The organism is Corynebacterium sp. HMSC074C01, assembly GCF_001814605.1.
Taxonomy (GTDB): Bacteria; Actinomycetota; Actinomycetes; order Mycobacteriales; family Mycobacteriaceae; genus Corynebacterium.
In genome coordinates this window covers 94908-117473 of record NZ_KV817278.1, presented here as the reverse complement: position 1 = coordinate 117473, position 22566 = coordinate 94908, and the positions used below count along the sequence as shown (strand labels likewise).

At 63.1% G+C, this 22566-nt stretch carries 19 protein-coding genes; 9 read left to right on the top strand and 10 right to left on the bottom strand.

Going from position 1 to position 22566, the window contains the following annotated elements; genetic code table 11:
• Window positions 1–67: 67 nt before the first annotated feature.
• Both HMPREF2978_RS06205 and HMPREF2978_RS06200 read right to left on the bottom strand, forming a co-directional pair.
• The gene (locus tag HMPREF2978_RS06205; RefSeq protein ID WP_070744648.1) at window positions 68–895 is read right to left on the bottom strand and encodes a PRD domain-containing protein; all 828 of its coding nucleotides are present in this window, start codon (window positions 893–895) and stop codon (window positions 68–70) included.
• 171 nt (window positions 896–1066) lie between these two features.
• On the bottom strand, window positions 1067–3190 hold the full coding sequence (locus HMPREF2978_RS06200) for a glucose PTS transporter subunit IIA (protein ID WP_070524700.1): 2124 nt from the start codon (window positions 3188–3190) through the stop codon (window positions 1067–1069).
• A gap of 355 nt (window positions 3191–3545) precedes the next feature.
• On the opposite strand from HMPREF2978_RS06200, the gene pta reads away from it, so the two are divergent.
• Window positions 3546–4910 (top strand): phosphate acetyltransferase, encoded by a 1365-nt coding sequence (pta, locus tag HMPREF2978_RS06195; RefSeq protein ID WP_070524698.1) that lies wholly within the window; start codon window positions 3546–3548, stop codon window positions 4908–4910.
• The gene (locus tag HMPREF2978_RS06190; protein ID WP_010188744.1) at window positions 4911–6131 is read left to right on the top strand and encodes an acetate kinase; all 1221 of its coding nucleotides are present in this window, start codon (window positions 4911–4913) and stop codon (window positions 6129–6131) included.
• A gap of 40 nt (window positions 6132–6171) precedes the next feature.
• Here the strand turns inward: HMPREF2978_RS06190 and HMPREF2978_RS06185 are convergent, their stop codons facing one another.
• From HMPREF2978_RS06185 to HMPREF2978_RS06175, 3 genes are read right to left on the bottom strand one after another with little or no spacing between them, the layout of a single operon-like run.
• Window positions 6172–8775 (bottom strand): tetratricopeptide repeat protein, encoded by a 2604-nt coding sequence (locus HMPREF2978_RS06185; protein ID WP_070744646.1) that lies wholly within the window; start codon window positions 8773–8775, stop codon window positions 6172–6174.
• Window positions 8775–9866: a glutamate ABC transporter substrate-binding protein gene (locus HMPREF2978_RS06180; protein WP_070744644.1), complete on the bottom strand. Its 1092-nt coding sequence runs from the start codon at window positions 9864–9866 to the stop codon at window positions 8775–8777. The genes HMPREF2978_RS06185 and HMPREF2978_RS06180 overlap by 1 nt, the downstream gene beginning before the upstream one ends.
• Complete coding sequence (locus HMPREF2978_RS06175) at window positions 9866–11302, bottom strand: hypothetical protein (protein ID WP_070744642.1); 1437 nt, start codon at window positions 11300–11302, stop codon at window positions 9866–9868. The genes HMPREF2978_RS06180 and HMPREF2978_RS06175 overlap by 1 nt, the downstream gene beginning before the upstream one ends.
• Window positions 11303–11386: 84 nt before the next feature.
• Between HMPREF2978_RS06175 and HMPREF2978_RS06170 the strand changes: the two genes are divergently transcribed.
• From HMPREF2978_RS06170 to HMPREF2978_RS06155, 4 genes are read left to right on the top strand one after another with little or no spacing between them, the layout of a single operon-like run.
• Complete coding sequence (locus HMPREF2978_RS06170; RefSeq protein WP_070744640.1) at window positions 11387–11875, top strand: NUDIX domain-containing protein; 489 nt, start codon at window positions 11387–11389, stop codon at window positions 11873–11875.
• A 39-nt stretch (window positions 11876–11914) separates the two neighbouring features.
• Window positions 11915–12853 carry an ABC transporter ATP-binding protein gene (locus HMPREF2978_RS06165; protein ID WP_070744638.1) on the top strand — a complete coding sequence of 313 codons (939 nt, stop codon included), beginning with the start codon at window positions 11915–11917 and terminating at the stop codon, window positions 12851–12853.
• Window positions 12853–13617 carry an ABC transporter permease gene (locus HMPREF2978_RS06160; RefSeq protein ID WP_070524686.1) on the top strand — a complete coding sequence of 255 codons (765 nt, stop codon included), beginning with the start codon at window positions 12853–12855 and terminating at the stop codon, window positions 13615–13617. Before HMPREF2978_RS06165 ends, HMPREF2978_RS06160 begins: the two co-directional genes overlap by 1 nt.
• Window positions 13614–14789: a multidrug effflux MFS transporter gene (locus HMPREF2978_RS06155; protein ID WP_083316503.1), complete on the top strand. Its 1176-nt coding sequence runs from the start codon at window positions 13614–13616 to the stop codon at window positions 14787–14789. Before HMPREF2978_RS06160 ends, HMPREF2978_RS06155 begins: the two co-directional genes overlap by 4 nt.
• Before the next feature lie 223 nt (window positions 14790–15012).
• On the opposite strand, the gene HMPREF2978_RS06150 is transcribed toward HMPREF2978_RS06155, so the two are convergent.
• From HMPREF2978_RS06150 to HMPREF2978_RS06135, 4 genes are read right to left on the bottom strand one after another with little or no spacing between them, the layout of a single operon-like run.
• On the bottom strand, window positions 15013–16476 hold the full coding sequence (locus tag HMPREF2978_RS06150; RefSeq protein ID WP_070524682.1) for a phospholipase D-like domain-containing protein: 1464 nt from the start codon (window positions 16474–16476) through the stop codon (window positions 15013–15015).
• 6 nt (window positions 16477–16482) lie between these two features.
• Complete coding sequence (locus HMPREF2978_RS06145) at window positions 16483–17292, bottom strand: exodeoxyribonuclease III (protein WP_010188756.1); 810 nt, start codon at window positions 17290–17292, stop codon at window positions 16483–16485.
• Between the two features lie 5 nt (window positions 17293–17297).
• Window positions 17298–18296: an N-acetylglutamate synthase, CG3035 family gene (locus HMPREF2978_RS06140; RefSeq protein WP_070744634.1), complete on the bottom strand. Its 999-nt coding sequence runs from the start codon at window positions 18294–18296 to the stop codon at window positions 17298–17300.
• Entirely contained in the window at window positions 18296–18910 is a 615-nt protein-coding gene (locus tag HMPREF2978_RS06135) for a peptide deformylase (RefSeq protein WP_010188758.1), read from the bottom strand. The genes HMPREF2978_RS06140 and HMPREF2978_RS06135 overlap by 1 nt, the downstream gene beginning before the upstream one ends.
• Window positions 18911–18926: 16 nt before the next feature.
• Between HMPREF2978_RS06135 and HMPREF2978_RS06130 the strand changes: the two genes are divergently transcribed.
• Genes HMPREF2978_RS06130 through HMPREF2978_RS06120 form a run of 3 tightly spaced genes read left to right on the top strand, consistent with a single transcriptional unit; the run spans window position 18927 to window position 21157 of the window.
• Window positions 18927–19181, top strand: a complete 255-nt coding sequence (locus tag HMPREF2978_RS06130) for a DUF3263 domain-containing protein (RefSeq protein WP_010188760.1) — start codon at window positions 18927–18929, stop codon at window positions 19179–19181.
• Window positions 19182–19207: 26 nt separating this feature from the next.
• The gene (locus tag HMPREF2978_RS06125; protein WP_083316504.1) at window positions 19208–19972 is read left to right on the top strand and encodes a LytR C-terminal domain-containing protein; all 765 of its coding nucleotides are present in this window, start codon (window positions 19208–19210) and stop codon (window positions 19970–19972) included.
• Between the two features lie 48 nt (window positions 19973–20020).
• Window positions 20021–21157, top strand: coding sequence for a glutamate--cysteine ligase (locus HMPREF2978_RS06120; RefSeq protein ID WP_070744632.1), 1137 nt, complete (start codon window positions 20021–20023; stop codon window positions 21155–21157).
• A gap of 165 nt (window positions 21158–21322) precedes the next feature.
• Here the strand turns inward: HMPREF2978_RS06120 and HMPREF2978_RS06115 are convergent, their stop codons facing one another.
• A complete protein-coding gene (locus tag HMPREF2978_RS06115; protein ID WP_070524677.1) occupies window positions 21323–22546 on the bottom strand; it encodes a glycosyltransferase 87 family protein in 1224 nt (407 codons plus the stop codon).
• Between the last annotated feature and the right edge of the window lie 20 nt (window positions 22547–22566).

The following is a 22566-nucleotide window of genomic DNA, read 5'->3' as shown; positions in this document are numbered from 1 at the left end:
AAATCAACGCACTCTAAAACCGGAAGGGCCGCTTAAGCTGTCGCAGCGGTCTAAGCCGGTGAATGGCTTAGGCGGAGGCCTCCTGCAGGCGGGCAATATGCAGCGTCAAGTAGGAGACCTCATCGGGGGTTAGGGCGCTGTCGAGGCGCAGCTCAATCAGGTTAGCCACCATCTGGGCGGTCTCGACGGCATCGGGGTAGCGGGCGGAGATGGCGGTGGCTACTTGGCGGTCGTCCGAGTCGAGCTGCTGGTGTTCCGCCATGCGCACGAAGAGATAGCGCAGGTGCGTGATGAAGCGGGCGACGGAGATGTCCTCGCTGTTGAGCTCCGTATCGTTGTGAGAGCCAATGACGGCCAGGATCTGTTGGATGAGGCCCGTCATGCGGTAGGTGCCGGAGAGATCCCCCACCGCGAACCCAGCGTTGACTAGGTGCAGGGTGATGGCCACGGCCTCATCAGGAGCCAGTGGTTTGTGCAGGCCACTGTTGATGGCAGTGAGCAGTTGTTGCGCGAGGGAAAAATCATCGGCGTAGAGGTGGCGTACCTCAGCTTCCAATGGATAGGACACGGTGTTGCCGCGGCTGACCGCGCCGTGGATGTGATCCGCAATCGCCACGACCAGCGTGAGCTTGCTGCGCAGTGCCTCAGACATGTCGACGGAGTGCATGGCGTCGATGACTAGCTGGACGTATTCGCCGGGAATGCCGGCGATCATGGCGGCGAGGTGGTCCGGGTCGCGGCCGGAATCCGGGACGAAGACTTTGACCACCTTGGCCGGGTCAACCTCAGTGCCAGGTTTGGCTTGGAAGCCGATGCCGCGGCCGGTGACAATGACGTCTTCCGCACCGCGCCGTGCGAGCACGACGTTGTTATTGAACACGCGCAACAGTTGCACAAGGCACCTTTCTGGTTGGGGTTAACCGGTTAAGGCTAGCCGGTTGGGGCTAGTCGGATGAGGCTAGCCGGTTGGGGCTAAAACGACTAAAGCCAGCCACGATGGTAGATACATCGAGCCAGCTTAGTCAGGGTTCGTTAAAGGCGTGCTAAAGGTTCCCTAGTGGGTCCTTTAGCGGGTCGTGGTTATGACCGTGTCGCCAGCGGCGGCGTGGTTCAGGCCAGCCGGGGTGACGGCAGACAGAGCCTTGGTATTGGTCACGGCCAGGACGATGGTGGTGTCGTAGCCGGCTTCGGTGACCTTGGCAAAGTCAACGGTGGCAAGCAGCTCGCCATGCTTGACGGTGTCGCCCTTCTTGACGGCCGGGGCGAAACCTTCGCCCTTCATCTTCACGGTGTTGATACCGATGTGGACGAGGACCTCCACGCCGTCCTCAGTCTTGATGCCGTAGGCGTGACCGGACTTCATAGCACTGACAATCGTGCCGCTGACGGGGGAGTAGACCTCGTCGCCCTCGGGGACGATGCCCACGCCATCACCTAGCGTGCCGGCGGAGAATACCGGGTCATCGATCTCAGCCATGGGGACAACCTTGCCGGTCGACGGCGAAGCGATGTCGGTGGTGGTGCCAGCGGCCGGCTCAGTGGCCGTGGCCGGGGCATCCGCCTTGGTGGCCGTTGCGGTTGCGGTGGCAGCGCCGGCACCGGCGCCGGCGGCAGCGGTGGTTGCGGGGGCGTCGGCAAGCGCGGCGTTGTCAGCGTTGCCGGCGTTGTTGGCGTTGTCGAGCTCGGCCTGCTCGGCTGCCTCGCGGGCGGCCTTGGCCTCAGCGCGCTCCTCCGGGGTGCGGTAGTCGGTGAAGAGGATGAGGAAGAAGGCCACGAAGAAGGCCACTGCAATGGCGATGGCGTACTTGGCCATTGGGGTGAAGACCGGGATGGTCAGCAGGGAGGTGAAGACGAAGGCGTCGGTAGTAATACCGTTCGTGCCCAGGGTCAGCAGGGCCACGGTCAGGCCACCAGCGAAGCAGCCCACCAGCATGCGCGGGTAGATGCGCTTGTAGCGCAGGTGGATACCGTACAGGGAAGGCTCAGACACACCACCGAGCAGGCCGGCCAGGAGGGCGGAGCCGGAGGTCTGGCGCATCACGGTGTCGCGGTCACGGATGGACAGGGCCAGAACACCGGCGGTAGCGCCGAAGCAGGCGAAGTTCCATGCGCCCATCGGGCCCTGGATGAAGTCATAGCCCAAGGTCTGGATGTTGACCAGCATGAGGGCGTTAAGCGGCCAGTGCAGACCCAGCGGGACCAGGAAGGGGTAGAGCATCGGGATGGCTAGGGCGAAGACGAACGGAACATTGTCATTCATCCAGGACAGGCCAGCACCAATGCCGTTACCAGCCCACACACCGAAGGGGCCAATGAGGAAGGCCGTCAGCGGGATGAGGACGATCATAGTAAGGAAGGGGACAAAGACCATGTGCACCGCGGAGGGGATGATCTTCTGGAAACCCTTGTAGAAGAGCGCGGCAACGGCGGCCATGATGAGCGGGACGAAGACGTTTCCGCCGTAGTCCTGCAGCTGCATGGTCATACCGAAGATCTCAATGGAGCATTGCTCAGCACCGAGGGTGTCGTTGGTAACGCACTGGACCGCGGGGTTCTCCGAGAGATTGAGGAACTCCGGGGTGAATAGCGCAAGCATGATTGCCGCGGGAACCCAGGGGTCGATGCGCAGCTTCTTACCCGCGTTATACGCCACCATCACCGGCAGGAAGAAGAAGACGGAACGCCACATGGCATCCACGAAGAACCACGAGGCCGGCTTGTCAGGGGAGCGGAAGTCCACAACGCCGAAAGCATCGAGCACCGAGGCGAAGGCAATAACCAGGGAGGCGCCCAGCAGCACGCCGAGGATGGGGCGGAAGGAATCCGAGAGGTACTCGAAGAAGGTATCCATCCAGGGCAGCTTGCCCTTGGACTTGGCGCGGGCGGCGGCCTTGACATCATCGTTGGAGCGGCCGGCGGACTCACCGGCGTTCTTCATCTGCGGCAGGGCGTTGATCTGGTCATAGACCGTGGCCACGTCGCCGCCGATGACCACCTGGTAGTTGCGGCCGCCCTGGGGCACAGCGCCCATGACCTTGGGGATAGATTCGAGTGCTTCCTTATCGGCTTTGGAGGCATCAGCCAGCTCGAAGCGCAGGCGCGTAGCACAGTGCGTGAAAGAGGTGATGTTCTCCGCTCCGCCGATGCCATCCAAGATGGCTTCGGCTGCCGAGCGAGTCTCTGTCGACATGAGAATCCTTTCGAGAGTAGGCAGGCACTGTGGCTAAAAACCACAAAAGACCTAGGCCACAATGGTTCACAAGCGAACCATCCCCACACGGCTAAGAGCGGGGAGCCTAGGTCTTGCCCGAAGTAACAATCCTGGTTAGGAGCCTACTCCGAGGGAACAAGGGAGGACAAGTTTCTGTGTGATAGCACACTTTGGCTTCGGGTGAGGTGGCAGTGGCCTGGGGAGTTGCTGATGGTCAGTGTTAAGTCGGCGGCGAGAAGGGGTGTGTTCCCGTACTGTGAAAGTGTCGTAGTGTCACTGTGTACCCCACTATGTGAGCTTGGGTACACGCTTTCTAAGCAGAGAAAGGTTTCTCATGACCGCCAAGTCCTCACGGAATTCCGCCTTCATCAGCGTCATTGGGCGCGGCTTCGACGGTTTGGACGTTGCTGCTGTGGCTCAGGAACTGGGGGCCACCTTCGCCCAGGTAGATGACTTGGGAACCACGCTCAGCGAAGTCCTGGAGAATGCCCCCGCGGGCAACCTGGTCCTCCAAGGCACCGGAGTTATGGACTTTGATGCCAAGGCCGCCGCCGCCCTGGGCCTGCCCTTCGTGCTGGTTTCCGAGGCGCCTGACCGCGCCGCGGAGCTGGCGCTGAACCACGCGCGCTCGGTGGGAGCCACCGTGGTGGGCGCGGTGGATGACGTCTCCTCCATCCCCAGCGCGATTTCCTCCCTGGAAGAGATCGAACCTTATATGAGCGCCGAGCTCTTCCAGAAGCAGCTTTTGGATCAGGCCCGCGAGATTGGCGCGCACATCGTGCTGCCGGAGGGCGAAGACGATCGCATCTTGGAGGCCGCAGGCGAGCTCATCAAGGGCAAGGTGGCGAAGCTGACGATTTTGGGTGACGGGAACGTCGAAAAGCGCGCCCAGGAACTCGGGATCGACCTACCTGGCGTGGACATCATCAACCACCTGGAATCCCCGCTGGCAGAAGAGTTTGCGGCAGACTTTGCGGAGCTGCGCAAGAAGAAGGGCGTGACGCTGGAGCAGGCGCGCGAGACCATGAAGGACGTGTCCTACTTCGCCACGATGATGGTGCACAAGGGCTTGGCCGATGGCATGGTCTCCGGTGCGGCGCACACCACTGCGCACACCATTAAGCCTTCCTTCCAGATCATTAAGACCAAGCCGGAGGCCTCCGTGGTCTCCTCCATCTTCCTCATGGTGATGCCCGGACGCCTGTGGGCCTTCGGTGACTGTGCGGTGAACCCGAACCCGACCCCGGAGCAGCTCGGCGAGATCGCCATCGTCTCCGCGCAGACCGCCGCGCAGTTTGGCCTGGACCCGCGCGTGGCGCTGCTGTCCTACTCCACGGGTACCTCGGGTGCTGGCCCAGACGTGGAGAAGGTGGCGCAGGCCGTCGAGGCGGCTCGCGGTATCGACTCTTCCGTGGCGGTGGATGGTCCGCTGCAGTTCGACGCCGCCTGCGACCCCGGCGTGGCCGCCAAGAAGGCGCCGGAATCCGACGTTGCGGGTAAGGCCACGGTCTTCGTCTTCCCGGACCTGGAGGCCGGCAATATTGGCTATAAGACGGCGCAGCGCACCGGTGGTGCACTGGCGGTGGGCCCGATTCTGCAGGGGCTGAACAAGCCGGTCAATGACCTTTCACGTGGCGCGACTGTTCCGGACATCATCAACACGGTGGCTATCACTGCTATTCAGGCAGGGGTGAAGTAGATGGCGTACGTACTCGTTCTCAACTCGGGTTCCTCCTCAGTTAAGTTTCAGCTGGTGGACCCGGAAAGCTCGGCTACAGATACCCCGCTGGTCTCCGGTTTGGTGGAGCAGGTTGGTGAGCCGCAGGGTGCGGTGACCGTCAAGACGGGCGGTGAGGAATTCAAGGAAGAGCTGGAGATTCCCACCCACTCCTTCGGCCTGGACCGCGCGTTTAGCATCATGCACGAGCATGGCGTGGGCCCGACGGATGTCGAGGTCATCGCCGTGGGCCACCGCGTGGTACACGGCGGGCGCTTGTTCAGCGAGCCACAGCTCATCGTGGATCAGATCGAGTCCATGATCGAGGACCTCATTCCGCTCGCGCCGCTGCACAACCCGGCGAACCTGGACGGCATCCGCGTGGCGCGCAAGCTGCTGCCGGAGATCCCGCACGTGGCGGTCTTCGATACGGCCTTCTTCAACCACATGCCGCCGGCGGCCGCGCTCTACGCCATCAACAACGATGTGGCCTCGCAGTATGACATCCGCCGTTATGGCTTCCACGGAACCTCCCACGAGTTCGTCTCGCAGCAGGTGCCGAAGCTTCTTGACCGTGACCCAGGGCATGTTCACCAGATCACGCTGCACTTGGGCAACGGTGCTTCGGCGGCGGCGATTCGCAACGGCCGCCCGATCGATACCTCGATGGGCCTGACCCCGCTGGCAGGTCTGGCCATGGGCACGCGCTCGGGCGATATTGACCCGGGTATCATCTTCCACCTCTCGCGTGAGGCGGGGATGTCGATCGATGAGATCGATAACCTTCTGAACAAGCGCTCCGGTGTGAAGGGCATTGCGGGTGTCAACGACTTCCGCGTGCTGCGCGAGCGCATCAACAACGAGGACCAGGACGCCTGGCTGGCCTACAACATCTACATCCACCAGCTGCGCCGCTTCATCGGCGCGTACATGATTGCGCTGGGCCGCGTGGACGCGATTACGTTTACCGCCGGTGTGGGCGAGAACGATACTGAGGTCCGCCAGGATTCGCTGTACAACCTGGACATGTACGGCATTGACTTCGATAAAGAAGCCAACCTCGTGCGCTCGAAGGAGCCGCGCATGATTTCGACCGCGGATTCCCAGGTCAAGGTCTTCGTGGTGCCCACGAACGAGGAGCTGGCTATCGCGCAGAAGTCCGCAGGTATTGCTGCCATGGCCCGGGAGGCGGGCCTGTACTAAGTCGAGCGTCGGCTATGCCGCCGGCCGGTAGCGCTGGCGGCTAGAACATCGTGACTGGGCGGACCTTATTGGCCAAGTCCACCAGCGCGTAGCGGTGGCGGGCGAATGGTGCTTGGCGGGCTAATGCCCGCAGGGTATCCGCCAGGCCATAGCGCAGGCCGCGCTGGGTAAAGGGGAACTCGAAAAGATCGTTGGGGGAGGCCGCGGCGTCGAGGTCTGCCTCGCGCAGGAAGGTCAGCCCGGCGGAGATGACCGCAATCTTGATCTGCAAGAAGCGCGGCTCGTTCTGCGGAATCTCCTCTAGGCGGCGGGCAGCACGCCGGATGCGTGACTCGGAGAGATCATGCACGATGAGCTGCAGGACCGTGGTCAAGCGGGCCATGCGGTGATGGCGCGAGGCGTTGGGCACCTTATCCAAGGTGGCCACGGCAAGCTCAACCTGGTGCTCGGCGCGCAGCTGGCGGGCCAAGCCGAAGGCGGAGGAGACCGTCGTCGGGTTCGTCGCCCACACGATGCCGTAGAGGCGCAGCGAGTTGAAACGCAGGTGGGCCGGATCATCGGTGATGTGGTCCCAGATACCTGGCTGGTCCTCAAAAGCATCGTTGGGCAGATCCGCCAGCGAGGTGGTGAGGTTGGCGCAGGCACGGGCAACGGAGGCGTCGATCAGCGCGGCCTCCGAAAAACCCAGCTGCTGCAGGATGAGCTCGTTGACCGCGCCGATGGCCAGCTTCGGTGCAGCCTCGCCGGGCAGCACGTCGAGGACGTGCGCGAAATGGGCTTGGGCCTCGCGGTATTTGTCCAAGAGCAGCTCGGTCACGCCCGAGTACCAGTGGAAGCGCCAGTCCTTGCCCAAGCGCTCCTCGATGGAGGTCAACCACTCGCGGGCCTGGCCGATATAGCCCAGGTCAATCATGGCGCGCACCACGCCGAGGGGAATCTCGGCGGACTCCTCGTACTCCGGGGTCTGCATGGCCTGGCGCAGGGTTTCTAGCGCTTCCTGCGGCTCGGTAAAGGAAGAACCCTGCAGCAGCGGGGCGCCGATATCGGAGCGGACAATGAGCGGGATGGGCAGCGCGGAGACCACCTCGGGGGCGGTGATGCGGACGGTGCGGTCGATGCCATCGATGAGCTGGTCGGTGCGGAAGACCAGGTGCTTCGTGCCGAAGGTCGTACGCTGCGGGGAGAAGACGGAATGCTGAGCAGGGTGCTGGATGCCATCGCGGAGCGCGATGACCTCGCGCAGGACGCCGAAGAGCTGGTCACGCAGCTCGGAGACGGACGCGAAGCGCCGCTCCGGGTCCGGATCGGTCGCGCGCAAGAGGAGGCGGTAGAAGGAAAGGTAGCGGCGCAGCAGCGGCTCCTCCGTGGGGGAGGGCAGGCCGGGCTTGTAGACGCCATCCTCCACCGGCAGCTTCAGCGTTAGGCAGGCCAGGGTGCGCCCGATGGTGTAAATATCGCTGGCCACAGAGGGGCCCTGGGTGGAGATCTCCGGCGCCTGGAAACCCTGCGTGCCGTAGATGTGTCCGAAGGCACCGATGCCGGAGACCGCGCCCAGATCGATGAGCTTGACCTGGTCCTCGGTGACGATGATGTTGGAGGGCTTCAAGTCGTTGTAGACCACGCCGCGGGCGTGCAGGTAATCCAGGGCGGGCAGGATTTCCAGGATGTAGGCAATCGCGGTGTCGACCGGGAAGCGGTCATTGGCCTGGTCGTTGCGGCGCTGCTTCAGCGAAGGTCCGCCGACGTACTCCATGACGATGAAGCCGCCGGGTACGCGGGGATCATCGATGAAGTTGAAAATCTTCACGATATTCGGGTGCGTGATGTCCGCGAGGAATTCGCGCTCCGCCTCCGCCGTGGCGGTCTCTTCTGCGGAGTTGGTGGATTGCATTCCCTTGAGCACCACGATGCGCCCGGAGACGAAGTGGTCATTGGCCAGGTAGATCCAGCCCAACCCGCCATGGGCGAGCACGCCGAGGATTTCGTATTGGCCGGCCACCATGTCACCCGGCTTAAGCTGCGGCGGGGCGGCGCGGGGCGCATCCTGCGGATCGATAAGCGCCTGAGTGGGATCATCCGGGACCACGAAGGGCAAGGTGGCCATGCCATCGGCCACTTCGCGGTCGGTGCGCTTGGTGCTGCGGCGCTGGCGGAAGGTATCGAGCGCGCGGCGGCGGGAGGCCTGCGAGGGGTCCTCTGCTTTGCGACGATCTCGCAGCTGCCCCAGCTCTTCGATCAGAGCCGCGATGTTGTCTGAATCGACGTATTCGCCATCGCCAGGCTTATTCGTCGCGGTGCCGTGCGTGCCGGGCTGACCGGAAGGGGATAGGACGGCGCCGGTGGCAGTGGGGTCATCTTCCTCGTAGTCATCGGCGAAAGGATCGAAAGGTACGGCCGCGGTGCGGTCGGAGGCTTCCGTGTTACCGGCACCGGAAGCCGTTGTTCCCGGATCACCTGGTTCCGCAGGCGAGGTGCTGAGAAGGTGATCCTCCGAGAGATCATCCTCCTCATCGGCGAAGGGATCGAAGCGGACGGCTTGGGTAGCGTCGGCGGGTGCTTCGAGCTCCACAGCTTCGAGAGCAGCGTCCTCGTGCTCTTCGGGCGTGAGGTGGTCGAGCTCATCCTCGCTGAAGCGGTGCGACATTAGTGCCCCTCCTTCTTCTCACCGGGGTGGTTGCTGCTTGGGGAACTCGGCTGCGATTCCGTCGCGGGTGGGGTCTCATCGAGGTACTTTGGCGCCGGGAGCATGGGCTGGTCCATATAATCCCCCAGCCACTCGTTGAAGAGCCTTTGCCAGGTCCCGTCCTTGCGAATGCGCTCCAGCGTGGAGTTCACCTGACGGATAAGCGGGCGCGAGTCATACGTGCCATCGGGCTTGCGCACTGCCACGCCGTAGTTTTGACTCTCAAGGGGGCCACCGACAATCTCGGTGTAGCGATCCTGGGCCACCATGCCGGAGAGTAGCGCATCATCCACCACGATGCCATCCGCTTGCCCCAGCTGTAGGGCCATGAGGCAATCGCCCCAGGCGCGGGTCTCCAGGATGTCGGAAGCAGGCGCGTGCGTGCGTATCGCGTCCACCATGGTGGAACCCTTCGTCGCGCACAGGGTCATCCCAGCGGTATCCGCGATGGACTCAATACCGGAGTTCTTCAGCACCAGCAAACGAGCGTCCGTTTGCATATAGGGAATGGAGAAGGTGACTTCGCGCTGACGTTTGGGGCTAATAGTCATGGTACGGATGACGATGTCCACCGTGCGGTCGTTGAGGGCACGCGCGCGCTCGGAAGCTTCCACGAAGCGGAAGTCCACCTTGTTGGGATCCCCAAAGATATCGCGGGCGATTTCGCGGGCGATGTCGACCTCGAAGCCGCGCACCTCGCCGCTGGCGGTATCGCGGTAGCTGAGCAGGTTATTGGAGCGGTCCACGCCCACGATGAGCCGTCCGCGCGCCAGGATATCGGGCACGCGTTCCTCCGGCTTCTTATCGTCCGGGCGGTAGGAGCCATAGGCCTCTGCATCGCTTTGCCGGGATACCTCACCGGTGCCAGCGGGCTCGATGATGGCATCCTCCGGCAGCGGCGGCCCCGGAGTGGAATCGAGGTTCGCGGTGGAGGGAAGGATGGGGTCCTGCGTGCTGGGCGGCTCCGGCTCACAGGCGCTGAGCGCCACGGCGCTGCTGAGCACGAGCAGGGCTGTGGTCCACGCTAAGCGTTGAGAGTTTCGGCGGCGCATCACAGGTACTCCTGCAGACGGGGACGAATACCTAGCCACACGGCGATGATCGCGCCGAAGGTGGCCAGGAGCACGCCGGTGGACACCATCGTCATGGCGTTGAGACCCTGGACCAGGTAGGTGCGCATGGCGTCGCGGGCTTGGTCGATGAGCGCGGCCAAGGAGCTATCCACGGCGTTGAAGGCGCTGGCGGCGGTCGGGTCACCGTCCGGATCGATGGCGGTGGCCTGGTACAGCGCGCCATCGTAGTCGCCCTTAGCGAGGTCCTCGGTGAACTTCTCGTGGGTGGAAGTCCAGTCCTCCACTGCCTGCTTGGCGCGGGGAATCAGGGAAGGATCGGAGGAGGGGAAGTCGTCGTCGCCAAGCGCCTGCTCATAGTCCCGCAAAGCCTGGTCCACGGAGTACACCGTGGAGCTAAAGTGCACGGACATGTCCTGCTCGGAGGAGCGCAAGACTAGCGCGAGAGTCTCCGAGGTGCGCATCTGCTGGGCCTCAATGCGCGAGGCAGTCAGTGAATCCCAGGGGCGCGACACCGTCTCGAAACCCTGGTGGCCCGAGGCCCACGTGGCGAAGTTGGAGGCGGAGGCCCACACCAGCGCGAGGAACAGCAACCCCGTGGCCGCCACAAAGCCACGGTTGAAGCGGCGGCGGGTCAGCCGCCACAGCCACCACTGCGCCAAGCCGAGGAAGACGAGCGCGGCGACCAGCCCCGATAGTGGCACCCACTGCGGGCGGGTCAGGCGCTGCTGCTGTTGGCTCACCTTTTCCGAGGTCAGGGTGAACAGCTCTGCGGCGGCGGGGAGGATCTGGGTGCGCATGAGCGCCGAGGCGTTGGACATATAGGAATTCGCCACGGCGTTGCCCGCGCGGTGATTGACACGCGCCTTTTCCACGAGGGCGGTGTAGACCGGCAGCTTGCGTTGGATAAAGGTGACGAGCTCGCGCACGCGCTCATCCTCGGCCGAGGTGCCGACGATGGCCTGCGTGGCGGCGACGGACGCGGCATCGATGGCCTCGTTATAGCGGTCGCGGTTATCCTCCGGCTCGACGCCCGCCTGAACGAAGCCGGTGGTGGCCACGGTATCGGCCAGAGACAGGTTGGTGTAGAGGTGGTGCGCCGCATTCGACATCGGCTCAGTGGAGGTCAGCAGCGTATCCAGGTCATCGTGGCGCGCGGCTGAGGAGGAAGACATAGAAAACCCGGCTGCCGCGAGCGCGGCGGTCAGGATAACGGTGACCGTGAACAGCTTGCCGGGCGTGGTGGCCGCGAAGCTATAGAGGCGCCGGAGGACGCGCGCTGGGCCGGAGAAGGAACTCATGGCCAGCTGCGTGGGGCGGCTAAAAGCCGGGGTAGAAGGCTCGGTGACCTCATCGAGCCAATGATCGCCCCACGATTCGGGGGAGTGCTCGCGCAGTTCGGTGGCCGGGCCGGTCATTCCCTTAGGATAGCGCCCCGCACCGCATCGCGCGATGATTTGGGGCAGGGTGGCGTGGGCTTATTCTCGCGTATCGTATAAGGCATGTGTACACGCGTTAACCCAGAGCTTTCCGGTGATGGCTGGTCTAAAGGTCCGGGCGGGGTGCCGGTATGGGGCAAGTTTGGAGCAGCAGGCCTTTTCCTCGTGGCGGGGGATGAGGTGCTTCTGCAGCATCGCGCTACGTGGACGAATAACGGTGGGACCTGGGGAATCCCGGGCGGGGCGCGTGATAAGCCGGAGTCGCCGGAACAGGCGGCACTGCGGGAGACGGAGGAAGAAACCGGAATCTCGCCGGCGGACGTCGAGGTTCTAGGCTCGCTCGTTACCGCCGGGCCCTTCGAGGAAGGCTGGACCTATACCACGGTGTTGGCGCGGACGGTTTCGGGGCAGCGTTTGGCCACGACCGCCAATGAAGAATCCGCTGAGCTGCGCTGGGTCCCGTTTAACCAGATGGAAGAGCTGGAGCTTTTGGCTCCCTTCCGGGAAGCACTGCCGCGGTTGCTGAAGTATTGGGAAGAAAACGGCAGCTGATACAGGCGCGCCGTGGGAACCTGTGGCACGCTGTAGGACATGATTGAAGTAGCCGGACTGACCAAACAGTACAAGTCTGTCCGCGCCGTCGATGACCTCACCTTTAAGGTGGAGCCGGGCCAAGTGACCGGCTTTCTGGGGCCCAACGGCGCTGGAAAATCAACGACGATGCGCATGATCCTGGGCTTGGACAAGCCCACCGCTGGCACCGCCCTGGTGCACGGCAAACCCTACCGCGAGCTGAAGAACCCGCTGCGTGAGGTGGGCGCGCTTCTCGACGCCAAAGCGGTCCACGCCAACCGCACCGCCGCCAACCACCTGACGTGGATGGCGCAGGCCAACGGCATCCCGACCTCCCGCGTCGATGAGGTGCTCGGGCTTGTAGGCTTGGCTGATGTTGCGGGCAAGAAGGCCGGCGGCTTCTCCCTCGGTATGGGCCAGCGCCTTGGCCTGGCGGCAGCCATGTTGGGAGACCCGGGCGTACTAATCCTGGATGAGCCGGTTAACGGCTTGGATCCGGAGGGCATCCGCTGGGTGCGCTCGCTCGTGCGCGCGCTGGCAGCTGAAGGCCGCACGGTGCTCATTTCCTCCCACCTGCTGGCGGAGATGGCGCAAACGGCGGACCACCTGGTGGTCATTGGCCGCGGCCGGCTCTTGGCCAATCAGCGCACCTATGACTTTGTGAAGGAAAACTCCAGCTCTTCGGTTATCGTGCGCTCGGAACACTTGCGCGAGTTCGGCTCGGCGCTGAAGGAGGCCGGCATTTCCTTCAGGGAATCGGTCGACGAGGAGCAGCGCCCCACTTTGATCATCCCTGAGCAGACCACGGACTACGTGGGCCAGCTGGCGTACTCCACGGGCGTGCCGCTGACGGAATTGACGCTCCACCGCGCCTCGCTGGAAGAGGCCTATGTGGCTATGACGGATCGCGCGGTGCAGTACCAGGCGGAGGCACCGCAGGAAGGGGTACAGCGCTAATGTTTCTCAATACTGTTCACTCGGAGTGGACGAAGCTGCGCACGACGAAGTCCTTCTGGTGGACCACGGTCCTCATCTTCCTCATCGTGACCGGCTGGACGCTGCTGAACTCGCTCAACGCGGGCGAAGCCGTGTTGGGCATTAGCCCGCTGCAGGAGCGCAGCTTGGGTTCCATCATCTTGCTCATGGGCATGCCGATCATCATGATCCAGGCCGCGATGGTGGTGACCACGGAGTACCGCTATAAGACGCAATCCCTGACCTTCATGGCCAACCCGCAGCGTTGGACCGTGGCCTGCGCCAAGCTGCTGCTCTACGGAGTCATTGCGGCCGTCATTGCATTCTTGGGCCTGGTGTACATCTTCGTGTTGGCAGATTTGACTACGAACGAATCTGCGGCCGAGGCCTTCCAGCCCTTTGCCAGCGAGGACGGCAAGTACATGCTGTGGGCCTTCCCGCTCGCGGCCTTCGGCGTGGTTGCTTTTGTCCAGGGCCTAGGCATGCTGCTGCGGCAGACCGCCGGCACGGTGGCCATCTGCCTCATCTTGTACTTGGGCTTGGAAAATATCGTGCGCGTGCTGCCGCTGGTGGGCGATAAAGTCATTCACTTCATGCCTTTTACCGCCTTCCAGAACTGGGCGGTGAACTATGTCGATGAGAACGCGCCCTGGTCATCGGTAGGCTTTGAGGCCCTCGTCTTCTTCGGTTGGGCCGCAGTTCTGTGGATTCTGGGCGTCATCGTGCTGGAGAAGCGCGACGCGTGATCCCTTACCCGCTCCTGGCTACATTGGCGCTGTTGTCCGCAACAGCGCCTTTTGCCACTGATATGTATTTGCCGGTGATGCCGGCGATCCTCTCCGATCTGGGTACCACCCGGGCCATGGTCCAGCTGACCATCTCGGGCTTTTTCATCGGCATGGGAGTGGGACAGCTGGTGATGGGCCCGCTTTCCGACGCCATCGGGCGCAAACGCCTCCTCGTCGCCGGTGCCTCCCTCGCGCTGCTCGCTTCCGTGTTGGCGGCGCTGGCTCCGACGGCCACCGTGCTCGTGGCGGCCCGCATACTGCAGGGCCTCGGCGGCGGCGCGTGCGTGGTACTTGCCCGCGCGGTGGTTCCGGACCTTGTGCACGGCGCGGCTGCCGCGAAGGCTTATTCGCTGCTCATGGCGCTGCAAGGCATCGCGCCGGCGGTAGCCCCGGTGCTGGGTGGCGTCCTGGCGGAGCCGCTGGGCTGGCGTGGCATCTTCTGGGTACTCGCCGGGCTGCACGCGGTGCAGTTGGTGCTGGCTGTTGCCATCGTCCCGGAAACCGCGGGTGGGCGCTCCCGCGCCGGGCTGTTTCGCACGGTGGCGGGCAACTACTGGGCGGTCTTGACCAATGCCCGGGTGTGGGGCTACCTGGTGACCATGGCCTTCGGCTTCTGCTCGATGTTTTGCTACATCGCCGCCTCGGCCTTCGTGGTGCAGAACCAGTGGGGCTTTTCGCCGTTGGGCTATTCGTTGATTTTCGGCATCAACGCGGTGGGACTCTTTATGGCCACGCTGGTGAATTCGCGGGCTATGGATTCGGTCTCCCCGGCGGTCATGCTGCGCATCGGTGTGACCGGCGTCTTCCTGTGCGGGGTGCTCTTGTTGCTGTCGGTGTTGCTCGGCGCCCCGGTATGGGTTTACCTCGTCGTGCTTTTTGCTTGCGTGGCGCCGACCGGCTTCATCATGGGCAACGCCACCGCTCTGGCGACGGGCCTCATGCGCCCGCGCGCGGGCAGCGTGTCCGCCATCATGGGATTCGGGCAGTCCATGTTGGCCAGCGTCATCAGCCCGCTCATGGGCTGGGGCTCAAATGCGGCGCTGACCATGGCCACCGGAATGGTCTGCTGCAGCTTCATTTCGCTGTGCGGCCTTGCAGTGTCCACGCGGCTGGCCCGCGGCGCCGCCTAGCGCACGGCGCAAGGAATCGAGCAACCGGAGCGTTGCACATGGCGCCTTGTCATTCTCAGAGATGGTTCTGGTCATATGGTTCGTCTGCCCCCAAACGAACCATCTACCGCCTCGCAGAAGGTTTGTTTGCCCCCAGAGGAACCTTTTGACTGGAGACTTCTGACTGGAGCCGTTTGGCTGGAACCGTCTGACTGGAACCATTTGCGGGTCCCCAGGCAAACCCCTACTGCAGGGCGGAGGTCAGGCGCATGACGTTGTCCACGTAGCGGCGCAGCAGGCCGCGCTCGTTCCACTCCTCGAGGGTGAGCTCGTGGCAGACCTTCTTGTAATTCCTGGCCAGCTGGGTGAAATCCTCGATGAGGTCGCCCTTGGCCACCAGCATCGTGGATTCATAATTGAGACCGAAGGAACGCATGTCCATGTTGGAGGAACCAAACATGCACAGTGGGTCGCGCTCCGGAAGATTCGGGTCCGCCAGGATGAACTTGGAATGCAGCACGAAGGGCTCGGGGAATTGGAAGATCCGCACGCCGGCCTCCAAGAGCGCCTGGTAGTAAGAGGACTGCGCGTGGTTGACCATGAACTGGTCCGCCTTCGCAGAAACCAACAACTCCACCTCAACGTCGCGGTAGCACGCGGTGGTGACCGCCTCCAAGAGGGATTCGTCCGGGATGAAGTAGGGCGAGCAAAGGATGAGTTTTTCCTTAGCGTGGTGCACCACCGAATTGAACATGCGCAGGTTGGGTTCCGTGGTGTAACCGGGCCCGGAGGGAACCAACTGGAGGTGGTTGGAGTCCGCCGTCATAGCGTCGTCATAAGGCTGCATGTCCAAGGACAGCTGCTCCTCCGATTCCAGGTACCAATCCACCGCGAACACCGAGGCCAAGGACGTCACCACAGGGCCGGTCATCTCGACCATGTAGTCGATCCATGCGCGGTCTTTGGTCTTGTACTCGCGCTTGATCATGTTCATCGAGCCCAAGAACCCTGTGTGGCCGTCAATGACCACGATCTTGCGGTGGTTGCGCAAATCCGGGCGGCGGAAGCGGCCTTTGTGCAGCTGCAGCGGAAGCATGAGCCGCCAGTCGACGTCTATCTCGGTGAGGCGCTTGCCCAGCGTGAAGTAGCCCTTGTACTTCAAACTGCCAATCTGATCTAGCAGCAGCTTGACCTCCACGCCGCGCTCGCGGGCGCGCGCGAGGGATTGGAAGAAGACATCCGTCACCTCATCCCAGGACTGGATGTAGATTTCGATGAGCACGTATTTCTCAGCGCGGTCCACCGCCCGGGCCATGGCCAGGATGGCCTCCTCATAGGAGGCATGCAGGCCTTTGTTGTGACCAATGAGAGCTGGGTGTCCGGTGAGGTTGCGATTGAGCTGGATGAGGGATTCCACCTCTGGGGAGAGACGGCCGGAGGGGTGGTTGGGGGTGGAGGCGGTGACGTCGTTAAGCAGTGCGTTGGCTTCTTGCTGAATGCGGTGGCGCCGGCGGTTGATATAGGGCGAACCCATGAGCAAGAACAACGGCAGACCCACGATGGGCAGCACAAGAATGGCCAACAGCCAGGCAGTGGAGCTGGAGGGGCGGCGGCCTTCGGGGACCACGCCGATGGCGATAATTTTGATGCCGTAATCAATGAGCAGCAGTACGAACTGCCAGACGGAGAGATCGATGTTGAGGTTCATGGCAGGCTAGCGCACTGACGCGAAATCGGGGACATCGAAATCCGCGATCAGCGGCACGTGGTCGGAGGTCTTGTCGCCGGCGCGCTCAACCATGTCCACCTGCGCTCCTTCGACGAGGCGTGCGAGGGGTTCGCTGGCCAGCTGGAAATCGATCCGCATGCCCTCGTTCTTCTGGAAGCGCAGGGACTTGTAATCAAAGTAGGTCCAGCGATCTTCCTCGGTGAAGCGGCGGGTGACTTCCACCAGCCCGGCCTCTTCCAGCATCTGGAAGGCCGCGCGTTCCGGTTCGGTGACGTGCGTCTTGCCACGGAAGGGGGACATATCCCAGACGTCCTCATCCCACGGCGCAATGTTGAAGTCACCCGTGAGCAAGAGTTTCGACTGCGTCCGGTTCTCCGCATAGCGCGCCAAGGAGTAGAGGAAGTCCAGCTTGTAATCGAAGTGCCGGTCCGTGATTTCGCGCCCGTTGGGAACGTAGAGGGACCAAATTTCAATCCCGCGGACGCGGGCCGAGACCGCTCGGGCCTCGCGCGCTTGCTCCTTGGCGGGGTCCTTGTGGAAACCAGGCTGACCGGGGAAGAAGGTCTGGACCTCTTCCGGTTCTTCCTTGGACAGGATGGCCACGCCATTCCATTGGTTGAGACCGTGGCAGGTCACGTGGTAGCCGACCTCCTCGAAAGGCTCGCGTGGGAACTTCGCATCCGCCACCTTGGTTTCTTGCAGGCAGAGCACGTCGATGTCGTGCTTGGCCAGAAGATCTACCGCGCGCTGAGCGCGGGTGCGAACGGAGTTGATGTTCCAGGTAGCGATGCGCATGTGGTTTAGGGTACTTGAGTCAGGCGGCGGGCGTAACGGTGGCGGTGTTGCTCTAGGAAGCCGAGCTTCTCATAGAGCCGAATTCCCGCCGTATTATGCGCTACGACCTGCAGGTAGGCCTTCTCCGCGCCGTGGGCCTTGCCCCAGGCCAGCATGTGCGCGCCCAAGGCGGTGCCCAAACCTTTGCGGCGCCAACCTTCGGCCACTTCCACGGCGGAGTAGCCCAGCCACACGGTGCCGTCACCGGATTCAGTGAGCGTGCCGCGCGTAATAGCGATGGTCTCACCAGCAGGGGAGAGGAGACGCCCAAAGCCCATCGTTCCCTCGATGTGGCTGCGCAGGTACTCCAGGGCTAGAGGTGGCAAAGCTTGGCCGCGGAAGTGGTAGAGATCGAGCCATTCGGAATCGGGCTGCGCATCGATGCGGAAGGTGACCTCTTCCGGTTCTGGCAGATCCTCCAAATCGCGCACCATCACCAGGATCTCCGGCTCGAGCTCCCAGGCTTCAGGCTCGGCAGCCACGAGCTTCTCAGCAGGCTTGCCGATGCGCTCCGGGATGGCCAAGCACACCGGAAGATCGTGGCGCTCATAAAACGCTTCGATCTCCTCCATTGGCACCGGCAGGAATCCCGCGGAAGGGCCGAGCGGCACCGCCGAATCTGAGCGGCCCGTCACGCCATCACCCGCGCGCATGAGCCACTGGCCATCCGAGGTCCACTTGTGTTCCTTGCCCGGGAAGGCCGCCGCGGTGGCCACTTCGACGGCGCGGATATCGGAGTTGCGGACCGTGCGTGGGGAGAGGCGCTTAATAATCTTGAGCTGCTCTGGCGGGATCTCCACTGCGTCGAGCGAAGAGGGGTAGCCGCCGACTTCCTGCGGGCGGATGACCAGCGGTTCCAGGCTGAGCACGTGGCCAATCACGTCGCTGTGCACGCCGCCGAAATCGCGCCGGGCCACCACGCGTTCGCCCACTTGGACGGAATCGGAGCGGAAGATGCGGGACATTAGTCCTCGTGTCCGAAGGGGTCTTCGTCCTCGCCCGGCAGCCAGGTGAGGCCGGCCTCGGTCCAGCCGTTGCGCTTAATGGCTTTCTTGGCCTGGCGCTTGTAGCGGCCGGTGAGCACGTCGGTGTAGACGAAGCCGTCGAGGTGGCCGGTCTCGTGCTGCAGCATACGCGCGAAGAAACCATAACCTTCGATGGAGATGTCCTCGCCCTTTTCATTCTTGCCGGTCACACGCGCCCAGTCGGCGCGGCCGGTGGGGAAGCCCTCGCCGGGGACAGAGAGGCAGCCTTCGTCCTCGGAGCCGTCATCAGCCGGCATGGTCTCCGGGATCTCGGAGGTTTCCAGCACCGGGTTGATCACGCAGCCGCGGCGCATGCCGCCTTCGGGAAGCTCGGTGCCATCTGGCCCGTCGGTGTCGGGGCAGTGGTAGACAAAGAGGCGCTTGTTCACGCCGATCTGGTTGGCGGCTAGACCGACCCCGTGCGCGGCGTCCATGGTTTCGTGCATGTCCGCGATGAGCTCCTGCAGCTCGGGGGAATCGATGGGCTCGGTGACCGGCTCGGTGGGATTGTGGAGGACCGGGTCGCCGTGGATAACGATGGGACGAATAGTCATGGCATACAGTCTAAGCATGCATTCCCTGTCAGACCTAGACGCCGCGATTTTGGAGTTCGAGTCCCACGCCCCGCGCGATATCGGAGCCAAGGAGGAGGCCATCCGTGCGCAGCTGGACATTACTCCGGTGCGCTATCACCAACGCCTCAACGTGCTCCTTGATAACCCCGCCGCGCATGCTTCCTACCCGCTGTTGGTGACACGTTTGCGCCGGCTTCGCGACGCCCGCGAGGACGTCCGGCGCGCCGCACGCGACAATACGCCGGACTAAGGCCCATAGATACTAGAGTGACCAATGTGACTAATGTGAATCCGGAAAACTCTGCCTCGTCCGCTGACCGCGCGCGCCACGCCGCCGATTCTGATTCGGCTGCCGCCGCCCCGGCCTCCGCTAGCAAGCTCCCGCTGCGTGGTGTCGCCATGGTGCTCATCGCCGTGGCCGTCATGCTCGGCATGTGGGCTCTCTACGCCATGACCTCGGATGGTTCCGAGGACACCGCGCAGGACGCGCCGGCCAACGACGCCGCCGTCTCCGGTCCCGCCACCGGTGGAGCTGAAGGCGATGTTGCCACCGGAGGTGCGGAGGGCGAAGCCGATAAGAACAAGGATGCCGCCGAGAACGAGCGCCCGGCTGATGCCGACGCTGACTCGGAGAACGCCGACCAGGCCGGCGCCGAGCGCAAGGAGAGCCGCGAAGGGAACGCTGAGGCGGGCGCCGCCGCAGGCAACGCTGACCGCCCGCAGGCGGAGATCCCCGTCAACGTCTTCAACAACTCCGGCCGTGCTAACTACGCGGCTGACGAGGCAGAGCGCCTCAAGACGGAGAAATTCAAGGTCGCCGAGGTAGGAAACATCAGCGACGACGTCCTCGTCGCACCGCAGACTACCATCTTCTTCCCGCAGGGTGATGCGGCCGCCGAGAACCTGGCCAAGGAAGTCGCCGCCCAGTACTACGGCGGCAACGTTCCGGCGGAAGCCATTGCGCCTTACCCGGCCGAGCTGACCGGGGAATACACCAAGGGCGATGCCGTCGTCGTCGTCCTCGCCGTTCCCCAAGCCTAGGGAATAAAATCCTATTAAATTCACCCGCCCGACGGATAGGATGAATGGGTGAATATTCCGGAAGAGAACTTCGCCCGCTCGCCCGAGCCCACCCTGGGCGTGGAATGGGAAGTCGCCCTCGTTGACCCAGTGACCTGGGACCTCGTGCCGCGTGGTGCGGAGCTCATTGACCGCGTACACGCCGCTCACCCCGACACCCACTTGGAAAAGGAATTCCTCCAGAACACCGTGGAGCTGGTGACCGGGGTGTGCCGGACGGTGCCGGAGGCGATGGGGGACCTTGAGGCGTCGCTAAGCGCAGTGCGTGAAGCGGCCAATTCCATGGACGTGCGTCTGTGGGCCTCGGGCGGGCACCCTTTCACGGACTTCCGGAAGAACCCCGTCTCCGCGAAGGAGAGCTACTCCGAAATCATCAACCGCACCCAGTACTGGGGCCAGCAAATGCTACTGTGGGGCACACACGTGCACGTCGGCATCAGCCATGAGGACCGCGTGTGGCCCATCATCAATGCGCTGATGACGAAGTACCCCCACCTGCTGGCCATTTCTGCCTGCTCGCCGGGGTGGGAGGGGCTCGATACTGGTTACGCCTCCAACCGCACGATGCTCTACCAACAGCTGCCCACCGCCGGCATGCCCTACCAGTTTGAAAACTGGGAGCAGTGGAAGTCCTATATGCGGGACCAGGCTATTTCGGGAGTCATCAACCACACTGGCTCGATGCACTTCGATGTCCGCCCGGCCTCGAAGTGGGGAACGGTGGAGGTGCGCATTTCCGACGCCGCCTCCAACCTTCGCGAGCTCTCCGCCATCGTGGCGCTCACGCACTGCCTGGTGGTGCACTATGACCGCATGATCGATGCGGGCGAGCAGCTGCCAACCCTCCAGCCGTGGCACGTGGCAGAGAATAAGTGGCGCGGTGCGCGCTATGGCATGGACGCGCTGGTCATTACCTCGCGCGAAACCGATGAGCGTTGGATCAAGGATGAGCTGGCGGATCTGTTGGTGGAGCTGGCCCCGCTCTCGGAAGAGCTGGGCTGTGCCCGGGAGCTGCAGCTGGTGCAGGAGATCATCGATTCCGGGGCAGGCTATGAGCGCCAGCGCCGCTTGTATGAGGAGACCGGCAGCTGGCAGAAGGTGGTCAAGGCCACCGCGGATGAGATGGAGCAGCTTTTGCGGCTTTAGAGTGAGTACCGAACGATCAAATATGGCCCGGAAACTGATGGTTTTCAGGGCCTTAATTGATCGAAACGTACTTTGGGGAAGCTGTCTCGCCTCGACGAGGCCGTTTCGATCAAATAGTGCGCTAAAACAGGCGGGTTTTGCCCCCTTATTTGATCGAAACGCCCCCTAGCTCTTCTCCACCGCGCGCTTACGCGGCGCGACGAAGCCCCACACTGCGTAGACGGCGATGAAGGCGATGCAAGACAGCGTCCACAGCGAGGTCGCCCACGGCTGGAAGGATTCGATCGCGTCGAGGTTGGCCGTGGACATGGTGAACCAGACCGGCACCGACATGAAGGGCAGCGACACCACGAACAGGGCCGCCACGGAGGCAAGACCGGCGAGCTGCTCGCCGAACTTACCGGACAGCCGTGCAGTTAGCGCCTGGTTGACGGATACGAAGACCATGACCACAAACGGGATGGTCCACACGAAGTGGTGGTACCACGAGAAGGGGGAGACCAAGCACGTACTGAGCCCAGTCAGTGCGAAGGCCGCGGTACGGTTGCCACGCAGGTATGCGGTGCGCAGCGCCAAGCAGGTAAGCGCGAAGACCGCGATGACCGCCAGCAGCCACCAGATGCCGCCATCGATGCCGAGCTCGCGGAACATAAGCGAGCGCAGCGACTTCGCCCCGGGGTTGGCGTGCTCACCCACGCGGGAAGAATTGAACATGGCATCGGTCCAGAAATCCATCGCATCGGGCACGAAGAGGAAGCCGAGTACCACGGTCACCAAGAAGGTGATGACCGCTCCCAGGGCGGCCCACCAGCGCTTCTCAAAGAGCAAAGCCAAACCCATATAAGCCGGGGTCAGCTTGATGCCCGCAGCTAAGCCAATTCCCACGCCCGGCAGGCGGCGCTTGAGCGGCAGGAAATCCAAAGCCACGAGCAGCATCAAGAAGACATTGACCTGCCCGTAGTAGAGCGAACCGTGCATCGCTTCATTCGCTGGAGTGAGCGCGGTAAGCAGCACCGCGACGAGTACCGCGGCTGGGGTCATCTTCACGTCCCGCTCGCGGAAGATCATGACGACGATCGCCAGCACTGCCAGGAACATGAGCGAGGGCCAGATAATGGTCAGCGCACCCTTGCTGAAGAAGGGCAAAACCTTGAACAGCAGACCCGCGAAGGGCGGGTAGGTGAAGGGGAATTGGAAGATATAGGGGGCGTCGTAAAGCAGGCCGCCCGCGTTGAGGTCTTCGCCCGCCATGCGGTAGATGGCGAGGTCGAAGGGGAGGATATAGGTGAAGGAGTGGGGTCCATCGAAGTGGCTGAACTTGTACACCATCACAGCGATACCCATTGCGAGGACAGCGCATATTGTTGGTACGCCTTGCAGCTTCTTCACGTCGACTCTCCTCGGATGAG

Coding starts and splice junctions, on each gene's coding strand:
- HMPREF2978_RS06200 (WP_070524700.1), bottom strand. CDS start 3,190: ATGTCGACAGAGACTCGCTCGGCAGCCGAAGCCATCTTGGATGGCATC.
- pta (WP_070524698.1), top strand. CDS start 3,546: ATGACCGCCAAGTCCTCACGGAATTCCGCCTTCATCAGCGTCATTGGG.
- HMPREF2978_RS06190 (WP_010188744.1), top strand. CDS start 4,911: ATGGCGTACGTACTCGTTCTCAACTCGGGTTCCTCCTCAGTTAAGTTT.
- HMPREF2978_RS06185 (WP_070744646.1), bottom strand. CDS start 8,775: ATGTCGCACCGCTTCAGCGAGGATGAGCTCGACCACCTCACGCCCGAA.
- HMPREF2978_RS06180 (WP_070744644.1), bottom strand. CDS start 9,866: ATGCGCCGCCGAAACTCTCAACGCTTAGCGTGGACCACAGCCCTGCTC.
- HMPREF2978_RS06175 (WP_070744642.1), bottom strand. CDS start 11,302: ATGACCGGCCCGGCCACCGAACTGCGCGAGCACTCCCCCGAATCGTGG.
- HMPREF2978_RS06170 (WP_070744640.1), top strand. CDS start 11,387: ATGTGTACACGCGTTAACCCAGAGCTTTCCGGTGATGGCTGGTCTAAA.
- HMPREF2978_RS06165 (WP_070744638.1), top strand. CDS start 11,915: ATGATTGAAGTAGCCGGACTGACCAAACAGTACAAGTCTGTCCGCGCC.
- HMPREF2978_RS06160 (WP_070524686.1), top strand. CDS start 12,853: ATGTTTCTCAATACTGTTCACTCGGAGTGGACGAAGCTGCGCACGACG.
- HMPREF2978_RS06150 (WP_070524682.1), bottom strand. CDS start 16,476: ATGAACCTCAACATCGATCTCTCCGTCTGGCAGTTCGTACTGCTGCTC.
- HMPREF2978_RS06145 (WP_010188756.1), bottom strand. CDS start 17,292: ATGCGCATCGCTACCTGGAACATCAACTCCGTTCGCACCCGCGCTCAG.
- HMPREF2978_RS06140 (WP_070744634.1), bottom strand. CDS start 18,296: ATGTCCCGCATCTTCCGCTCCGATTCCGTCCAAGTGGGCGAACGCGTG.
- HMPREF2978_RS06135 (WP_010188758.1), bottom strand. CDS start 18,910: ATGACTATTCGTCCCATCGTTATCCACGGCGACCCGGTCCTCCACAAT.
- HMPREF2978_RS06130 (WP_010188760.1), top strand. CDS start 18,927: ATGCATTCCCTGTCAGACCTAGACGCCGCGATTTTGGAGTTCGAGTCC.